This window comes from Pantoea sp. C8B4 (assembly GCF_051336905.1).
GTDB lineage: Bacteria > Pseudomonadota > Gammaproteobacteria > Enterobacterales > Enterobacteriaceae > Pantoea > Pantoea rwandensis_B.
In genome coordinates this window covers 404,923-422,630 of the sequence record NZ_JBGMNK010000001.1, presented here as the reverse complement: position 1 = coordinate 422,630, position 17,708 = coordinate 404,923, and the positions used below count along the sequence as shown (strand labels likewise).

General features: G+C 53.0%; 21 protein-coding genes and 1 other annotated feature (1 of these 22 running past the window's edge). Of the genes, 10 read left to right on the top strand and 11 right to left on the bottom strand.

Going from position 1 to position 17,708, the window contains the following annotated elements:
* The first annotated feature begins 28 nt into the window (after positions 1-28).
* Positions 29-1,024 carry a succinylglutamate desuccinylase gene (gene astE, locus ACCW76_RS01910; RefSeq protein ID WP_436337580.1) on the top strand — a complete coding sequence of 332 codons (996 nt, stop codon included), beginning with the start codon at positions 29-31 and terminating at the stop codon, positions 1,022-1,024.
* 280 nt (positions 1,025-1,304) lie between these two features.
* On the top strand, positions 1,305-1,802 hold the full coding sequence (gene spy, locus ACCW76_RS01905; RefSeq protein ID WP_038647366.1) for an ATP-independent periplasmic protein-refolding chaperone Spy: 498 nt from the start codon (positions 1,305-1,307) through the stop codon (positions 1,800-1,802).
* 78 nt (positions 1,803-1,880) lie between these two features.
* Here the strand turns inward: spy and cho are convergent, their stop codons facing one another.
* From cho to ACCW76_RS01890, 3 genes are all read right to left on the bottom strand, one after another.
* Positions 1,881-2,741, bottom strand: a complete 861-nt coding sequence (gene cho, locus ACCW76_RS01900; protein ID WP_436337579.1) for an excinuclease Cho — start codon at positions 2,739-2,741, stop codon at positions 1,881-1,883.
* A gap of 112 nt (positions 2,742-2,853) precedes the next feature.
* Positions 2,854-3,681, bottom strand: a complete 828-nt coding sequence (gene nadE, locus ACCW76_RS01895) for an ammonia-dependent NAD(+) synthetase (protein ID WP_436337578.1) — start codon at positions 3,679-3,681, stop codon at positions 2,854-2,856.
* 117 nt (positions 3,682-3,798) lie between these two features.
* Positions 3,799-4,989, bottom strand: a complete 1,191-nt coding sequence (locus ACCW76_RS01890; RefSeq protein WP_038647360.1) for a multidrug effflux MFS transporter — start codon at positions 4,987-4,989, stop codon at positions 3,799-3,801.
* Positions 4,990-5,179: 190 nt separating this feature from the next.
* Between ACCW76_RS01890 and osmE the strand changes: the two genes are divergently transcribed.
* Positions 5,180-5,515 (top strand): osmotically-inducible lipoprotein OsmE, encoded by a 336-nt coding sequence (gene osmE / locus ACCW76_RS01885; RefSeq protein WP_038647358.1) that lies wholly within the window; start codon positions 5,180-5,182, stop codon positions 5,513-5,515.
* 54 nt (positions 5,516-5,569) lie between these two features.
* Here osmE and ACCW76_RS01880 read toward each other — a convergent pair whose 3' ends face one another.
* The 6 genes from ACCW76_RS01880 to hxpB form a co-directional block, all read right to left on the bottom strand.
* Positions 5,570-5,971, bottom strand: coding sequence for a DUF6515 family protein (locus ACCW76_RS01880; RefSeq protein WP_436337577.1), 402 nt, complete (start codon positions 5,969-5,971; stop codon positions 5,570-5,572).
* 198 nt (positions 5,972-6,169) lie between these two features.
* Positions 6,170-7,561 carry an L-cystine transporter gene (locus ACCW76_RS01875; protein WP_038647354.1) on the bottom strand — a complete coding sequence of 464 codons (1,392 nt, stop codon included), beginning with the start codon at positions 7,559-7,561 and terminating at the stop codon, positions 6,170-6,172.
* A gap of 153 nt (positions 7,562-7,714) precedes the next feature.
* Complete coding sequence (locus ACCW76_RS01870; RefSeq protein WP_038650160.1) at positions 7,715-8,305, bottom strand: metal-dependent hydrolase; 591 nt, start codon at positions 8,303-8,305, stop codon at positions 7,715-7,717.
* A gap of 134 nt (positions 8,306-8,439) precedes the next feature.
* On the bottom strand, positions 8,440-9,201 hold the full coding sequence (kduD, locus tag ACCW76_RS01865; protein ID WP_038647352.1) for a 2-dehydro-3-deoxy-D-gluconate 5-dehydrogenase KduD: 762 nt from the start codon (positions 9,199-9,201) through the stop codon (positions 8,440-8,442).
* 12 nt (positions 9,202-9,213) lie between these two features.
* Positions 9,214-10,050, bottom strand: a complete 837-nt coding sequence (gene kduI, locus ACCW76_RS01860) for a 5-dehydro-4-deoxy-D-glucuronate isomerase (RefSeq protein ID WP_045813961.1) — start codon at positions 10,048-10,050, stop codon at positions 9,214-9,216.
* Between the two features lie 234 nt (positions 10,051-10,284).
* Positions 10,285-10,953 carry a hexitol phosphatase HxpB gene (hxpB, locus tag ACCW76_RS01855; protein WP_436337576.1) on the bottom strand — a complete coding sequence of 223 codons (669 nt, stop codon included), beginning with the start codon at positions 10,951-10,953 and terminating at the stop codon, positions 10,285-10,287.
* 143 nt (positions 10,954-11,096) lie between these two features.
* Here hxpB and ACCW76_RS01850 point away from each other — a divergent pair, with 143 nt between their 5' ends.
* On the top strand, positions 11,097-11,633 hold the full coding sequence (locus ACCW76_RS01850; protein ID WP_436337575.1) for a YniB family protein: 537 nt from the start codon (positions 11,097-11,099) through the stop codon (positions 11,631-11,633).
* A gap of 4 nt (positions 11,634-11,637) precedes the next feature.
* Here ACCW76_RS01850 and ACCW76_RS01845 read toward each other — a convergent pair whose 3' ends face one another.
* Positions 11,638-12,531 (bottom strand): fructosamine kinase family protein, encoded by an 894-nt coding sequence (locus tag ACCW76_RS01845; RefSeq protein WP_436337574.1) that lies wholly within the window; start codon positions 12,529-12,531, stop codon positions 11,638-11,640.
* Between the two features lie 89 nt (positions 12,532-12,620).
* Positions 12,621-12,914, bottom strand: a complete 294-nt coding sequence (ghoS, locus tag ACCW76_RS01840; RefSeq protein ID WP_231647374.1) for a type V toxin-antitoxin system endoribonuclease antitoxin GhoS — start codon at positions 12,912-12,914, stop codon at positions 12,621-12,623.
* A 328-nt stretch (positions 12,915-13,242) separates the two neighbouring features.
* On the opposite strand from ghoS, the gene ACCW76_RS01835 reads away from it, so the two are divergent.
* From ACCW76_RS01835 to pheM, 6 genes are all read left to right on the top strand, one after another.
* Complete coding sequence (locus tag ACCW76_RS01835) at positions 13,243-14,004, top strand: DUF481 domain-containing protein (protein WP_038647342.1); 762 nt, start codon at positions 13,243-13,245, stop codon at positions 14,002-14,004.
* Positions 14,005-14,248: 244 nt separating this feature from the next.
* A complete protein-coding gene (gene thrS / locus ACCW76_RS01830) occupies positions 14,249-16,177 on the top strand; it encodes a threonine--tRNA ligase (protein WP_038647340.1) in 1,929 nt (642 codons plus the stop codon).
* 4 nt (positions 16,178-16,181) lie between these two features.
* Complete coding sequence (gene infC / locus ACCW76_RS01825) at positions 16,182-16,733, top strand: translation initiation factor IF-3 (RefSeq protein ID WP_034821726.1); 552 nt, start codon at positions 16,182-16,184, stop codon at positions 16,731-16,733.
* 99 nt (positions 16,734-16,832) lie between these two features.
* Positions 16,833-17,030: a 50S ribosomal protein L35 gene (gene rpmI / locus ACCW76_RS01820; RefSeq protein ID WP_006118955.1), complete on the top strand. Its 198-nt coding sequence runs from the start codon at positions 16,833-16,835 to the stop codon at positions 17,028-17,030.
* 82 nt (positions 17,031-17,112) lie between these two features.
* Positions 17,113-17,469 (top strand): 50S ribosomal protein L20, encoded by a 357-nt coding sequence (gene rplT / locus ACCW76_RS01815; RefSeq protein ID WP_007892678.1) that lies wholly within the window; start codon positions 17,113-17,115, stop codon positions 17,467-17,469.
* A 115-nt stretch (positions 17,470-17,584) separates the two neighbouring features.
* Positions 17,585-17,708: a sequence feature (Phe leader region), on the top strand (it continues 2 nt past the right edge of the window).
* Positions 17,590-17,634 (top strand): pheST operon leader peptide PheM, encoded by a 45-nt coding sequence (pheM, locus tag ACCW76_RS01810; RefSeq protein ID WP_121626058.1) that lies wholly within the window; start codon positions 17,590-17,592, stop codon positions 17,632-17,634. It overlaps the preceding feature by 45 nt.

Here is a 17,708-nt window from a genome sequence, read left to right as displayed (position 1 = left end):
GAAGCTTCTGAGTTGAAAAGGAGTGTACATGCAGGATTTTCTACAACAAACCCTGTCGGGTAAGCCGCCTCAGCAGCGGCAGGGCAGCAATGCCCATTTACAGTGGCAGTGGCACGATGAGGGCATTCTATCCCTGACACCCCATGCACCGACGCATCAGGCGCTGGTGCTGTCAGCGGGCGTGCACGGCAACGAAACGGCGCCGGTTGAGATTCTTAACCTGTTGTTGACGCCACTGCTGCGCGGAGAAAAACCGTTAGCGGTGCGGTTGCTGGTGATATTGGGCAATCCCGATGCGCTACGCAGCGGCAAGCGCTATCAGCAATATGATATTAACCGTTTGTTCGGTGGGCGCTGGCAGAAGGTGTCCGATTTGCCTGAAGCTCAGCGCACGTTGCGACTGGAACAGGCGCTTGAACAGTTCTGGCGCGAATGTCGCGATCATGAAGTACGCTGGCATCTCGATCTGCATACCGCGATTCGTGGCTCGTACCATGCGCGCTTTGGTGTGATGCCCTTGAATCCTCAACCGTGGCCGCACGACTTTCTGCACTGGCTGGCGGCGGCAGAGCTGGAAGCGCTGGTGTTTCATCGTTCCCCTGGCGGCACTTTTACCCACTACAGCTGTGAACATCATGATGCGGCAAGCTGTACGCTGGAGCTGGGTAAAGCCCTGCCGTTTGGTGAAAATGATCTCAGCCAGTTCTCGGCGGTGCAGCAGGCGCTGGCGGCATTATTGTATGGCGACCCACTGCCAGAAGTGCGGGAACAGCCGCGGCATTATCGTGTGGCGCAGCAGATTACCCGTCACGGTGACGCGTTTGTGTTGCACATGGGGCCAGAAACGCTGAACTTTACGGCATTCCCGCAGGGCACGTTGCTGGCTGAAGAGGGGGAGACGCGCTACTACGTACAACAGGCGCGTGAATATGTGCTGTTTCCCAATCCAAATGTCGCCGCGGGGCTGCGTGCCGGCCTGATGTTGGTGGAAGAGAACGAGCAGACGCAGGCTCTGACGTTATAAATAAGGTGGGTGAAGAATATTCACCCATTTTTCCCTTCCGCAAATCCGACAATACCGTTACACTCCTCCTTAATTCCTGCGCATTTCCCTTTGATTGTCATACTCTTTTGCAATTCCTCACGCATTTCTTCTCTTTCTCTCCATGATTGCCTGATTACTGTCTTTTATGCTTTCAGGGCTTTACTCAGACTCTGAGTAGTTGACGTTTGGCGTCGTATGCTTGTTTCCGAAGACGCGACACACCTTGTCGTCATGAAACTGAATAGTAAGGACAAATATTATGCGTAAACTCACTTCCCTGTTCCTGGCTACTGCAATGGCTCTTGGTGCTGCCAACATCGTCCACGCTGCAGCGGACAATCTGACACCACCGCCAGCAGGTAGCGAAAAACCGATGCACAAGCCGCCAATGCGTCATCACGGTATGGAGATGATGTTCAAAGGCCTGAATCTGACGGATGCGCAGAAAGCGCAGATCAAAACCATCATGCGTGACAGCCATAAAGAGATGAAACGTCCATCTCTGGAAGAGCGTCGTGCTAACCACAGCATCATCGCTTCAGATACTTTCGATAAAGCGAAAGCCGAAGCGCAGGCTGAGAAAATGACCGCCAACGCGAAAGATCGTGCGGTGAGCATGATGGAAACGCAGAACAAGATTTACAATGTGCTGACACCTGAACAGAAAAAACAGTACAACGCCAACTTTGAGAAACGTCTGACAGAGAAAGGCCCGCATGACGGTAAAATGCCGCCACCGCCGGCTGATGGTGAATAAGCCGTTTAGCTCATCGGTTTGAGACCGCCGACGTTGTCCACTGCATCTGATGCTTTGGGCAGCGTCGGCGGTTTTGTTTTAGAGTTCGATCAGCGGGAAAACCCCGGACAGCAGCGGGCGACACAAGATTTTATAGCCGTCATGATCAAAACCCTGGCGTGCGCGCTGTAGCTGGCGGGCTTCCGCTTCGGTGGTGACCGAACCGAGCCAGAACCAGTGATCGATGACGTGAATCTGTGTCATCTCTGCTCCCACTTCTACCATGCCAACTGGACCTTGCCACGGCCAGCACACCACGCGCATCTGTTCCAGTGCCTGATGCAAACGTTGCTGATGGGCTTCAACGGATTCGTTACCGCAGCACGCCCCGGCGCAGCGTTTTAGCGCGGCGCGAAAACAGCCGCGTCCCGGTGATAAGCGCTCTAATCCCAGTAATCCATGGCACAGGCGTTGTTCATCGGCAATCGCCTTGAGTTTTTCCATGGCCGCTAAGCGGCTGCGAAACAAACCGTAGAGATTGGGGGAGCAGGAGAAGTCGAGATCTTTGGCGTAAACCACCTGCGGAGCACCATCGCCAAGCTGCAACGAACAGAGCTGACGATTTTTGCGCAGGCGCTTATTAAACAGCGGCTGCTGCGTTTTAATCATCTGCGCTTCCAGCAGTTGCGCGCCAAGATCGCCCGCGGTAGGGATCCAGGTCACACGCCGCGCCTGACGCAACATGTTGGCTTCATCCGGCGTGCGAAAATGCGACATCACCCGGCTGCGCAGGTTGACGCTTTTGCCGATATACAGTGGCAGGCTGTCGCTCTCACCGTGAAAGGTATACACGCCTGGCTGATTCGGTAATCCTTCCAGCCATTGTCGTAAATGTTCGGGATATTGATAAATCGCCGCCGCGTCGAATTCCAGGCGGTGAATGGCTGCACGTCTGACCAAAACACACTCCGATTACTGGTTGTCCGTCCAGTATATCAGCGTGATGCTTTTCTCGCCAGTCAGCGGCAGAAGGAGGGCGTTTCCCACAACAGCGGCGGGAAACGCAGGGCGGTTACTTTTTCCAGAAGTCGTCGAACACGGTGATCGGCGGACGACGTTTGTGTTCGGTTTTCAGATACCAGCCTTCGATGGTCTTGGCAGCGGCGGCATCAATGGTTTTCCCTTCCAGATAAGCGTCAATCTGCTGATAGGTCACGCCAAGTGCCACTTCATCCTGCAAGCCAGGACGATCGTCTTCCAGATCGGCCGTCGGGTGTTTCAGATACAAGTGTTCCGGGCAGCCCAGCGTTTTTAACAGCTGTTTACCCTGGCCTTTATGCAGGCGGAAAATCGGGTTGATATCGCTGCCACCGTCACCGTATTTGGTAAAGAAGCCGGTTACGGCTTCGGCCGCATGATCGGTGCCTACCACCACGCCTTTGGTCATACCGGCGATGCTGTATTGTGCCTTCATACGCTCGCGGGCTTTTTCGTTGCCGCGTACGAAATCGGAGACTGCGATGCCCGCTTCTTTCAACGCGCACTCACTGGCGAGAATCGCTTCTTTGATATTGACCACTAACGTGCGATCCGGCTGGATAAACGCCAGCGCATCCTGACAATCCTGCTCATCGGCCTGCACGCCATACGGCAGACGTACCGCGATAAAGGTGTAGTCCTTATCGCCGGTCTCTTCTCGCAACTCGCGAATGGCGGTTTGAGACAGGATGCCAGTTAGCGTGGAGTCCTGTCCGCCGCTAATGCCAAGCACCAGCGTTTTCAGGAATGGATTGGCTTTCAGGTAGGATTTCAGAAAATCGACGCTGACGCGGACTTCCTGTTGCGGATCGATAACGGGTTTAACACCCAACGCTTCAATGATTTCCTGCTGCAGTGACATGAACCTCTCCTCAAGTCAGTAGCCTGACGGCACAATACGAATCATCTGCTAAAGCTAACGCCTCCGTTGTCAAACAACAAGCCGCATGGCTTGTTGTCGCACTTATTTGCAGGCTTTTCAGGCGCTTTTCGGTTTTTGTGCCAACAGGATGAACATCAAAATTGCCAGCATAAAGCAGCCAAAGATAGTGCCCGTCATGCTCGATACTGAGGTGCCGCCCAAACCGGTTACGGGCACGCTAATGGCACCTAACGTGAACATGGTGACACCAATCACCGCTGAGGCGCTGCCTGCACGATGCCCCTGACTCTGCATCGCCAGAGACGAAGCCGTCGTCGCAATGACACCGTTACTGGCAATGGTGAAGAACAGTGCCAGCAGGATCACCGGCAGCGGTGCCCCGGTCAGACCCGCTAATAACAGACAGCTCGATGCCACGAATGCCAGCGTCAGCCCGCCTTTTAGCACGCGATATTCTCCCCACAGTGGGCACAAACGTGCACTGGTTTGAGATGCAATAATCAGGCCGAAGCCATTGGCAGCGAAACAAAAGCTAAACGCCTGAGGTGACAGGCCGTAGATTTGCTGTAACACAAAGGGGGAAGCGCCGATGTAGGCAAACATGCCGGACATCATAAAGCCCTGCGTCAGGCAGAAGCCCATGAAGGGACGATGAGTGATCACCTGGCCGAGTGCTGCCCAGGCGGAAAAGATTGAGCCCTGGCTGCGACGTTCGGCGGGCAGCGTTTCGTGCAGTTTCCAGCGCGCGAGGAAGATCAGCAGTACAGCGATACAACCGAGTACCACAAAAATGCCGCGCCAGTTCAGCACCGTCATTAACACACCGCCGAGCACCGGTGCACCAATCGGCGCCAGGCCATTCACCAGCATTAGCAGGGCAAAGAAGCGAGTCAGTTCATGGCCGCTGTACATATCGCGTGCGATAGCGCGTGACAACACCGCGCCGCCTGCACCCGCCAGACCTTCAAACAGACGTGCTACCAACAGGGAGTGAATGTCTTTTGCCAGCGCGCAGCCAATCGACGCGATAAATAACAGCACCAGCGACAGCAACAACGGGCGGATTCGGCCAAACTTGTCGCTCATCGGGCCAAACAGCAATTGTCCTGCGCCGAGGCCCAGTAATCCTGCGGTTAAACTTAACTGCGCGGTGGCGGTTTCGGTATGCAGATCGCGCGCCAGTTCAGGTAAGGCGGGCAAGTACAGGTCGATACAGAGCGGTCCAAGTGCCGCGAGCAGGCCCAGCGTAATGGCGTAAACCAGCCGATTAGAGTGTGCAGGTGTCATTGATCCTCTGTTTTATTGATGTCTTAAGATTTTTTTGCCGGGAGATTATACGAAGCGTGAAGCGGCAACACAGCAATTTTACGCAAAACTAACGCTTCAGAATGGGCTTAAAGCGAAGCCATTAAGTTGATAAATCTGGATTTATGTTCCAGGCTTATTGTGACATGGACAAAGTATGAGGAATATAAAGATGAATAAAGTGCTGGGATGTATCGCTGCCGCTATGACGCTGGTAGCCTTGTCGGGTTGTACGACTTATGACAAAGCCGAAAGCTATGTGACTAAGCCGGTGGTTAAAGATGTGAAAAAAGGAATGACGCGCGATCAGGTCCGCCAGATTGCGGGTGCGCCATCAACTGAAATTACCATGGTACATGCCCGTGGTACTTGCCAGACCTACGTGCTCGGCGAGCGTGATGGTAAAGCACAGACCTACTTTGTCAGTTACAACGATGTGGGCCGCGTGATGAACTACGGCTTCCAGAGCTGTAAAGACTACGATACCGATCCGCAAGCTGCACAGTAATGCTTGCCGAATACAAAAAGGCCCGTCGATGACGGGCCTTTTTTCGTTTTGCGCTTACAGTCCGTACGGGCGGGGCACTTCAACATAATTGCCGCCCATCTCACGCTGATAGTAGTGACCTTCCTGCACGTAATAGCGTTTTCCGTTGAAATCCAGCACGCGCATTCCGCCCTCTGGCGGTGCTTCAGGCGCCTGAACGACGACATAGGTATCGCCCTGACGCTGGTAGTAGTTGCCATTCAGCATGTAATAGGTGAGACCGCCAATTAGCACCGCAGTAGCCGCTTCAGGTAAGAAGCGCAACGGACCCGGGCCGCCCCAACGTGGGCCACCTCCCCAATGTGGACCCCCACCCCAATGTGGACCTGGGCCGAGGCCCCAGCCGTAAGGGTGGGCAAAACTGATGGCTGGCGTTAATAAGGTTAACGCCAGCACCGAGGCGATAACGTTTTTCATCTGTGATTCTCCTGCTATGACTGATAGCAGAATTCGCCTTTTAATGACAAAACTCAAGTGAAAAGTGGCTGATTTTTCGTCTGTTTACCATGCTTAACGCTTTCCTGACGCTAGCGCCACGATCGGGGGGAATTGCGGAGTTTCAGCCATAAAACAACGGCAGGCGATGAGGGCTGCCGTTGTTCTGTTGCGTCGGAATTAGCGATGCGCTAGTTCAGCGTGCTCGTCGCTTTCCAGCACTTTTTTATCAGTCAAACCGAGCCAGCGACTGGTGAGTGAACCTGCTGTCATCGAACCATTGACGTTCAATGCGGTACGGCCCATATCGATCAGCGGCTCGATGGAAATCAGCAGGGCAACCAGTGTGACTGGCAAGCCCATCGCTGGCAGCACAATCAGCGCAGCGAAAGTGGCACCGCCGCCAACACCAGCAACACCGGCTGAGCTCAGCGTAACGATACCGACCAGTGTCGCAATCCACATCGGATCAAACGGGTTGATGCCGACCGTTGGTGCAACCATCACCGCCAGCATGGTCGGGTACAAACCGGCGCAACCGTTCTGACCAATGGTGGCACCAAAGGAAGCCGAGAAGCTGGCAATCGATTCCGGCACACCAAGACGGCGCGTCTGCGTTTCCACGTTCAGCGGAATGCTGGCCGCACTGGAACGGCTGGTGAAAGCGAAGGTGATCACCGGCCATACTTTGCGGAAGAAGCGCATTGGGTTGATGCCGTTCACGGACAGCAGCAGGGCGTGCACGCCAAACATGATCGCCAGACCGAGATAAGAGGCCACCACAAAACCGCCCAGCTTGATGATGTCCTGCAGGTTAGAGCCCGCCACCACTTTGGTCATCAGCGCCAGCACACCGTACGGCGTCAGCTTCATGATCAAACGCACCAGTTTCATCACCCAGGACTGCAGCGTATCAATTGCCACCAGTACGCGCTCGCCTTTGACTTTGTCATCCTTCAGCAGCTGCAATGCCGCCACGCCGAGGAAGGCAGCGAAGATCACCACGCTGATGATCGAGGTTGGGTTAGCACCCGCCATATCGGCAAACGGATTTTTCGGGATAAAGGAGAGCAGCAGCTGCGGCGTACTGAGATCTGCAACCTTGCCTACATAGTTGCTCTGGATCGCGCTCAAACGTGCGGTTTCCTGCGCACCCTGCACCAGACCTTCCGCGCTCAGGCCAAACAGCCCGGTGACCATCACACCCACCAGCGCGGAGATCGCGGTGGTGAACAGCAATACGCCAATGGTCAGCACGCTGATCTTGCCGAGTGAAGAGGCATTATGCAGGCGCGCGACAGCGCTCAGGATCGACGCAAACACCAGCGGCATCACAATCATCTGCAGCAACTGGACATAACCGTTGCCGACAATGTTGAACCAGCTGATTGAATCCTTAACCACCGGGCTGTTTTCGCCATAAATGGTTTGCAGCGCCAGACCGAACAGCACGCCAATCACTAAACCAGTCAGCACACGTTTCGACAGGCTCCAGCTTTGGTTGCCAATGCGATTCAACAGAATCAGCAACGCAACGAAGGCGATGATATTAATAATGAGGGGAAAATCCATACTCGACTCCAGAAGTGTGCCGCGCAGCACGTTTGGCTGGCACGGAAAACAGTAAGTTCCCGTCAGGGAATGTCAGGAATGTTACCAGTTCAGGAAAGTGCAGGCTTATACTCAAAAGGAATGGGTTATAACTTTATTGATTTATTTGCCTGATTATTGACCGTTTTGACCATTAACCAGCCGACCGACACCATTTTGCAGCGTATTAAACAGTTGCTCGGGCCAACCGTTGGCACCAAAAGAGGGCATGCCAGCGGGAAACCACAGTGCATATCCGACCAATGCGAGGCAAAGTGCGCGCTCCAGCTGATTACCTTTTTGGCTGTTGAGCAGCGGCAAACGGAAACGCCAGCGGCACGGCCACAGCAAGGGGACGCCTGCGGGGGTCAACATGTCGGCGACGATGTGACTGAGATAGCCCAGCGTCATCCCCTGTAAGACATCGGCAGGCAGGAACCAGTCCGCCGGGACGTTAATCTGGAATAGCCACAGGCTGACCGCCACCGCCAGCAAACTGTGGGTAAATCCACGATGACCAAAGGCGCGAGCGATAGGTTGCGAGATCCATTTCAGGCGCTGGCCTAACACGGATTTAGGATGGTCAATATCAGGCAGCAGACAGGTCAGTAGTGCAGCAGGCACGAGATGCCACCAGTCGGCGCTGGCCATGACTGGCGTCAGCTCCGCACGCTTAGCAAAAATCGCGCTGGCAATGGCAAAAATGATATGGCCTTCGGCCGTCATGATGAAACCTGGCTGCAAAAACTGTCGATGCATCCAGTATAGGGATTTATCCAGTGAAATAGAACGGTGACGCTGTAACGAAGCGTTAATATTTTTCGCTTTCCCGCGTCATAATGACGCGGGAAAAGAACAGGTTAGCGTGCTAACCATCCACCATCGACGGCCAGCGTGTAGCCGTGCACATAATCTGCAGCGTCAGAAGCCAGAAACACGATCGGACCCATCATGTCATCCGGAACACCCCAACGTCCGGCAGGGATGCGCCCAAGGATCTCTTCATTGCGCGACTCATCATTACGCAGTTGTTCGGTGTTATTGGTCGCCATGTAGCCAGGAGCGATGGCATTCACGTTAATGCCGTGTTTCGCCCACTCATTGGCCATCAGCCGCGTTAAACCCATCACTGCGCTTTTCGACGCAGTGTAAGAGGGCACGCGGATGCCGCCCTGAAAGGAGAGCATTGAGGCGATATTAATAATTTTGCCGCCGTTGCCCTGAGCAATAAACTGACGCGCCACCTGCTGAGACAGGAAGAACAGGCTTTTGCTGTTGATGTTCATCACATCGTCCCAGTCCTGCTCGCTGAAGTTGAGCGCATCTTCACGGCGGATGATGCCCGCGTTATTCACCAGAATATCGATACGTCCTGCCTGAGCCACGGCTTGCTCAACAATCTGCGGCACCCCTTTCGGCTGAGTCAAATCGGCCTGAATCGACCAAAAGCGGCGGCCCAGGGCTTCAACTTTAGCCTGTGTATCGGCAGGACCGGCACGGTTAACGCCGATGATGTCACAGCCGGCTTGCGCCAACCCTAAGGCCATCCCCTGACCTAAACCGGTATTACAGCCGGTGACCAGCGCGATTTTGCCTTCAAGATTAAATGCGTTAAGGATCATCTTTCGCTCCTGTTAGCGCAGCGCGCTGATGCTGACGTGATCCATGTCATCAAACACCTGGTTTTCGCCCACCATGCCCCAGATAAAGGTATAGCGCTGTGTCCCCACACCGGCATGAATTGACCAGCTCGGTGAAATCACCGCCTGCTCGTTGTGCACCAGTAAATGTCGCGTTTCCTGCGGCTGCCCCATCATGTGGAAAACGGCACTGTCATCTGCCATATCAAAGTAAAAGTACACTTCCATACGACGTTCATGGGTGTGGCACGGCATGGTGTTCCACAGATTGCCGTCATCAAGACGCGTGAGTCCCATGGTGAGTTGGCAGGTAGGTAACACATCCGGCACGATAAATTTATTAATGGTGCGACGGTTTGAGGTCGCAGCATCGCCTAACGTGGCTTTGACTGCATCCTGCAGGGTGATCTTTTTATCCGGATAACGGGTATGTGCGGGTGCGCTGTTGTAGTAAAACTTCGCTGGAAGATTGGCGTTGCTGCTGCGGAAAACCACGCTTTTGGCACCCTGGCCCACATACAGCGCCTCCTGATGGCCCACCTCCCAGGTTTTGCCATCAACGTCAATCAAGCCCGGTCCGCCAATGTTGATCACGCCCAGCTCGCGACGTTCGAGAAAATAGCTGACGCCCAGCTGTTTACCAACTTCCTCACCAATCGTCACCGACTGCTGGATTGGCATAACACCGCCAATGATGATGCGATCAATGTGGCTGTAAGTGAGGGTGTAATTGTCGGCCGCAAAAATTTTCTCGATCAAAAATTCGCGACGTAATCCGGCGGTGTCCAGATTTTTTGCATGCTCAGTATGAATGCTTTGACGAACGTCCATCTCAGACCTCTCAAAGTTAAAGGAAGTGTCCCGAAGTGGGTCTTTGGGCATCTTAGGCAGGATGGGATATGAATTCAATAAAAATGAAACGTTGTTTTATTTATTTGTGTAGGCGATCAAATACGCGCGGTTATTGCCGTAGTGAGTGCTCAGAGGAACAATGGAAAGCGTTGCCCACAGGTGGGCAACGAGAGTGGATGGGCTGCGTCCTGGCCCGACACAGGTGTATCAGAATTAATTGAACAGATGCTCAGCTTTCAACTCGGTTAAATTCGCCAGCTTCACATTGGCCAGCGTCCACCGCGCATCATCCGCGTACTCGGCTGCAGGCACCACAATCGAACGCATGCGCGCGGCTTTGGTGGCGATCATGCCATTGAACGAATCTTCCAGCGTCACACAGTTCAGCGGGTCCACCGCCAACTTCGCCGCCGCATCCAGATAGACCTGTGGATGAGGTTTGCTGTAAGGCAGGGCTTCGGCTGAAGCAATGGCGTCGAAGTATTTGCGCAGGTCGAACATCTCCAGCACGCGCTCCAGCATAAACAGCGGTGACGCTGAGGCGAGGGCGATCTTCAATCCCTGCTGCTGGCAAAGTTGCAATGCCTGTTCAACGCCGGGCAGTAATGGACGCGTCTCCTCAACCAATGCCAGTGCGCGGGCAATGATACGTTGCGTGACTTCCGCCTGATCCGGGCCGTTCCACGGCAGGGCTTCAAACCACATACGGACGGTTTGATCGATGCGCAAACCCAGCGTATCGGGCAGTTCATGGCGGCGGGTAATATCCACCCCCAAACTGGCAAACACATCCAGTTCCGCCTGATCCCACAGGGGTTCAGAATCGATCAGCAATCCGTCCATATCAAAAATAGCGGCCAACACCGGGCGACGATAAGACATACAACAGCTCCGTTTGAAATTTGCCCTACCTTACCATGTGCAGCCGGTAAATCCGACTCACGGCAGGTTACGCATTTTTCAGGAAAAAAAGCCGCAGTGCAGGTAGACTTAGGGCAAAACTACTGTATGTGAAGGGAGACACCATGACTTACCAACAGGCTGGCCGCATCGCCATCCTTAAGCGAGTGGCTGGCTGGGTAATTTTTATTCCGGCGCTGCTATCCACCATTATTTCAATTCTCGGCTTCATGTTTAAACACAGTGAAAAGCAGCCGGGCATTGATGCCGTGATGCTCGACTTTGTCCATGTCATGGTCGACATGATCAAGTTCAATACGCCGTTTTTGAATCTGTTTTGGCAAAACTCACCGGTGCCGGAGTTTCATGGCGGTGCCAATATTGGCTTCTGGATTATCTACATCCTGATTTTTGTCGGCATTGCGCTGCAGGCGTCAGGCGCGCGCATGTGGCGTCAGTCACGTCACATCAAAGAAGGTATTGAGGATCAGCTGATTCTTGAACAAACCAAAGGTGCAGAAGGGCGCACGCGCGCGCAGCTGGAAGAGAAGATCCATGTCCCGCGACATACTATTTTGCTGCAAATTTTCCCGCTCTACATCCTGCCGATTGTGATTGCTATTGCGGGGTATTTTGTCCTGAAATTACTGGGCATGCTGTAAGGCGTCAGGCCGGCCTGGCCTGACGTTGTCCCAATTCATCTTCATTCAACAACTGCTCAATCGCGAATTGTGCGGCGTTTGTCCAGCTACCGGCAAACACGTTGGCGCGGTTGAGCAAATAGTAGAGCTGATACACCGGCTGTCGTTGCGAAAACCCTTCTGCCAGCGGCCACACCGAGTGATATCCCTCGTAAATCTGGCGTGGCAATTCGACGTAGTAATTCAACATCGCGAGATCGCACTCCCGATCGCCCCAATAGCAGGCGGGGTCAAACAGCCATGGCCCACTGCTGCTATCCGCGCAGTTAGCAGGCCACAAATCGCCGTGTAATAGAGAAGGCTGAGGATGATGATTGGCCAGCGCGCGTTGCACGCAATCGACGATCAGTTCGGTATTGCCGTATTGCACCCCTTTCTCTGCGGCCAGCTGTAGTTGCCAGCCAATACGCTGTTCAGCAAAGAACACCGACCAGCGGCGTAGCCAGCTGTTGGGCTGGGGGGAGGTGGTGATGTTGTTATCGTAATCGAGGCCAAACTGCGGTTGCTCGCTCCATTGATGCAGGTGAGCCAACTGCTGGCCAAGCTGGAAGGCGCTCTGTTCGTTCAGCGCCTCTGGCTGAATATACTCCAACAGCAAAAAGCTGCTGTCGCGGTCATTCCCGACGCCATACACTTTTGGCACCCGGACCGTCTGTGTCCGCGCCAGCAATCCCAACTGATCCGCTTCCCAGCTAAACAGGGTGAGCATATCGCGCGTATTACATTTTACGAAAACGTCGAGATCGCCGTAGCGGAGGCGCCAGGCAGGATGCACATCGCCACCGGGGAGTTCGTAACGTTCAGTGATTTCAGCTTCACCGGCGTGTTCGCTTAACAGACGACTAATGGCTGACCACATTGGGTAATCCTCTTTATTCGCTGCGTAAGTTTGATTGTAGCGCTCAAAACTTCAGCAAAACCAGTGGTGGGGCGATTATTTGTGGCGCGTCAGGGTTTTGCCTTTAGAAATTCGGATAGCGTGCTGATTTTCACCTCTGCCTGGCGGTGCAAAGCAACATCGGCCAGCCCGGCTGCGTGTTCCGCAATCTCGTGTTGTTCCAGGGCAGTGATGATGCCAAAACTGTTGGTCCCCAATTCATGTGAACGGCCCTCGTCGTCATGCAGGGTCGTGGTGTAACCGCCATTGACCATCACACTGTTTAGAGATTGCAGATCGCCTAAGCTCTCATCCGAATAGCTTAGCGTGACAATGTAACGTTTCAGGTCGTGGTCACTCATCATTCACCTCGTTGTTATGGAACAAATTCCAGCGTAGACCAGCGCTGCGAATAGAGCGAATTCTGCGCAATTGGGAGGGGAAAGGAGGCGTAAATCTGCGTCAACAGGCTTCAGAAAATTCTTGTATCAATTGGGCTGCTATTTGGTTAATTGCCTCTTATAATGCGCAGCGGAAATGGGAAAGCTCCTATTAACCATGTGGTTCCAGCGCGGAACCTGGCATTTCTGGCACCTTCATACTTTTTTACAAAACTTACCGTAAATTGCATTGATTGGCCGGGAAAACTCTTCAGACTCACTCTTTTTTAAACTGCCGTACGGGTCACATTTAATGAAAGCCTTTAATAAGCTGTCCGCTGTTGTATTGCTCTCTGCTGGAGCATTTTGTCACCAGGCATTAGCTGATAACACCGTTTTTACCTCCATGGATGACCCTTCAACGGCAAAAAAACCGTTTGAAGGCAGCGCGTCAGCGGGATATCTGGCTCAAACCGGTAACACCACCAGTTCAGCGCTGAGTGCTGCGACCAACATGACCTGGTATCAGACCAACACCGCTTACAGTCTCTGGGGTAATGCCGCGAACAACTCCTCAAACGATGAGCGTTCGTCAGAGACCTACAGCCTGGGTGGTCGTACTCGTTACAACCTGAACAGTGCTGACTACCTGTTCGGCCAGGCAAGCTGGTTGAGCGACCGTTTCAACGGTTATGACTCACGCGATGTGTTGACCGCAGGTTACGGTCGCCAGATCCTTAACGGCCCGGTGCATTCACTGCGTGCTGAATTCGGTCCAGGTGTTCGTTATGATGACTTCCACGCGGGTGGCCACGAAACCAAAGCCCTGGGCTATGGTGCGGTGAGTTATCAATGGCAGCTGACGGATACCACCAAGTTCATTCAGGGTGTATCTGTGCTGAGCAGCTTCGGTGATGACACGACGGTGAACTCCGAAACCGGCTTGCAGGTAGCGATTAACTCGCACTTTGCACTGAAGCTGGCTTACAACGTGACCTGGAATAACAATCCGCCAGAGTCTGCGCCGGATCGTACTGACACCAAAACCACCATCCAGCTTTCTTACGCGATGTAAGCGAGCCGTGATGAAGAAACCGTTGCCGGCCTGCGCCGCGCAGCGGTTTTTTTTTATCTGTCGATGGCTTAGCGCATTTTTCGCGGGTTTAGATCGCGGCAGAAAGCTGCTATTATCTCCGGCGCTTTACATTCCTGGCGTCATTCCGACAACGTGGGTCTGACATTACGCCGGGTTACTCAAACAGAACTCAATGTTGCATGTAGGCTTTCGTGTGGCTTACCACTGCAATTAAGGATATGAAATGCCAGTAATTACTCTTCCTGATGGCAGCCAGCGCGTATTTGACCGTCCGGTCAGCGTGATGGACATCGCTCTGGATATTGGACCGGGTCTGGCGAAAGCCTGCATTGCCGGTCGTGTTAATGGCGAGCTGGTGGACGCGGTTGATCCGATCACCGAAGATGCTCAGGTGGCAATTATCACCGCCAAAGATGAAGCCGGTCTGGAAATTATTCGTCACTCTTGTGCACACCTGTTAGGGCATGCAATTAAACAGCTGTGGCCGAATACCAAAATGGCGATTGGTCCGGTGATCGATAACGGCTTCTATTATGACGTCGATTTGGATCACACACTGACGCAGGAAGATCTTGAGCTGCTGGAAAAGCGTATGCACCAGCTGGCTGAGACTAATTACGATGTTGTGAAGAAGAAGGTGAGCTGGCAGGAAGCGCGTGACGTGTTTGCTGAGCGTGGCGAAAGCTACAAAACCACCATTCTCGACGAAAACATCAGCCACGATGATCAACCTGGCTTGTATCATCATGAAGAATATATCGACATGTGCCGCGGTCCGCACGTGCCGAACATGCGTTTCTGCCATCACTTCAAACTGCAGAAAATCTCCGGTGCTTACTGGCGCGGCAACAGCGACAACAAAATGCTGCAGCGTATTTACGGTACAGCGTGGGGCGACAAGAAGCAGCTGGCTGCCTATCTGCAGCGTCTGGAAGAAGCGGCGAAGCGCGATCACCGTAAAATCGGTAAGCAGCTTGACCTGTACCATATGCAGGAAGAAGCGCCAGGTATGGTGTTCTGGCACAACGACGGTTGGACCATCTTCCGTGAACTGGAAGTGTTCGTCCGTACCAAGCTGAAAGAGTACGATTACCAGGAAGTGAAAGGTCCGTTCATGATGGACCGTGTGCTGTGGGAAAAAACCGGCCACTGGGAAAACTACAAAGAAGCGATGTTCACCACCTCTTCAGAGAACCGTGAATATTGCATCAAGCCAATGAACTGCCCTGGCCACGTTCAGATCTTTAATCAGGGTCTGAAATCCTACCGTGACCTGCCGCTGCGTATGGCGGAATTTGGTAGCTGCCACCGTAATGAGCCTTCAGGCGCATTGCACGGCCTGATGCGCGTTCGTGGTTTTACCCAGGATGATGCGCACGTCTTCTGTACTGAAGATCAGGTTCGTGATGAAGTGAACAGCTGTATCCGCATGGTTTACGACATGTACAGCACCTTCGGTTTTGAAAAAATCGTGGTGAAACTGTCGACCCGTCCGGAGAAACGTATCGGTACCGATGAAATGTGGGACCGTGCGGAAGTGGATTTAGCAGAAGCGCTGAAGGAGAACGAAATTCCGTTCGAATATCAGCCTGGAGAGGGTGCCTTCTACGGCCCGAAAATTGAGTTTACCCTGTACGATTGCCTCGACCGCGCATGGCAGTGCGGCACCGTTCAGCTAGACTTCTCCCTGCCAAAACGTTTGGACGCCACTTATGTGGGTGAAAACAACGATCGTCAGACGCCGGTCATGATTCACCGTGCGATTCTCGGTTCAATGGAGCGCTTTATCGGCATCCTGACCGAAGAGTTCGCGGGCTTCTTCCCGAGCTGGCTGGCCCCGGTGCAGGCTGTGGTGATGAATATTACCGACAGTCAGGCAGAATATGTCAGTGAATTGACAAAGAAATTGCAGAAAGCTGGCATTCGTGTCAAAGCAGACTTGAGAAACGAGAAGATAGGCTTTAAAATCCGCGAGCACACATTACGTCGCGTCCCTTATATGCTGGTTTGCGGTGAGAAAGAGGTGGAAGCAGGCAAAGTTGCCGTGCGCACCCGCCGTGGTAAAGACCTCGGGAGCATGGACGTAGATGTGTTTGTTGAGAAGCTGCAACAAGAGATTCGCAGCCGACATCTTCACCAATTAGAGGAATAAGGTTATTAAAGGCGGAAAACGAGTACAACCGACGCGTCCGAACCGTATCAACGGCGAAATCCGTGCTACCGAAGTGCGCTTAACTGGCGTAGACGGCGAGCAACTTGGCATTGTGACATTGCGCGAAGCAATTGAGAAAGCCGAAGAAGCTGGCGTAGATTTAGTTGAAATCAGCCCGAACGCCGAACCGCCGGTTTGCCGTATTATGGATTACGGCAAGTTCCTTTATGAAAAGAGTAAGTCTTCTAAGGAACAGAAGAAGAAGCAGAAAGTTATCCAGGTTAAGGAAATCAAATTCCGTCCTGGTACCGATGATGGCGACTATCAGGTCAAACTACGCAACCTGATTCGCTTTCTGGAAGAGGGCGATAAAGCCAAAATCACGCTGCGTTTCCGTGGTCGTGAAATGGCGCACCAGCAGATCGGTATGGAAGTGCTTAACCGCGTCCGTAAAGACCTGTGTGAAGATCTGGATCTGGCCATTGTCGAGTCCTTCCCGACTAAGATCGAAGGCCGCCAGATGATCATGGTGCTCGCACCGAAGAAGAAACAGTAGGCCTTCAAGTAATAATGCCGCGCAGCGTTCGCGCTGTGCGGAATTTTATTCGCCTGTCTGATTCATTTTATTAACAATGCGAAGTGGATATTTGTAAAAATGCCAAAGATTAAAACTGTCCGTGGCGCGGCTAAGCGCTTCAAGAAGACCGCTTCTGGCGGCTTCAAGCGTAAGCACGCGAACCTGCGTCATATTCTGACTAAGAAGTCTACCAAGCGTAAACGTCACCTGCGTCCGAAAGGCATGGTGTCTAAAGGCGATCTGGGTCTGGTTGTTGCCTGCCTGCCGTACGCATAAGTAAACTTTTTATAAATCTGCCTGAACACTTTGCGTACTGCAGGGAATAGGGCATCACAGAATATGATATAGGAGAGCTCACATGGCTCGCGTAAAACGTGGTGTAATTGCTCGCGCACGTCACAAGAAAATCTTAAAACAAGCTAAAGGCTACTACGGTGCACGTTCACGTGTTTACCGCGTTGCTTTCCAGGCTGTTATCAAAGCTGGTCAGTATGCTTACCGTGACCGTCGTCAACGTAAGCGTCAGTTCCGTCAGCTGTGGATCGCGCGTATCAACGCTGCGGCCCGTCAGAACGGTATCTCTTACAGCCGTTTCATCAATGGCCTGAAAAAAGCCTCTATTGAAATCGACCGTAAGATTCTGGCTGACATCGCTGTATTCGACAAAGTGACCTTCACGGCACTGGTCGAAAAAGCAAAATCAGCTCTGGCGTAAGTCAGATGAAAAAGGGAGCTTGCTCCCTTTTTTATTGCCTGCAACTCACGCAAAAGATTGACATTTTAATCGCTGGGCTTTTCAATAGTGCGGTTTCTATCAAGACAAGGTAACGCAAGCATGCACGCTGCTATTTTCCGTTTCTTTTTTTACTTTAGCGCCTGACAATCGGGGGCTTTTGCGCATAAGAAAAGAAACGAAAAATCGCGCTGAAAGCCTCCCTCGTGGAGGCTTTTTTG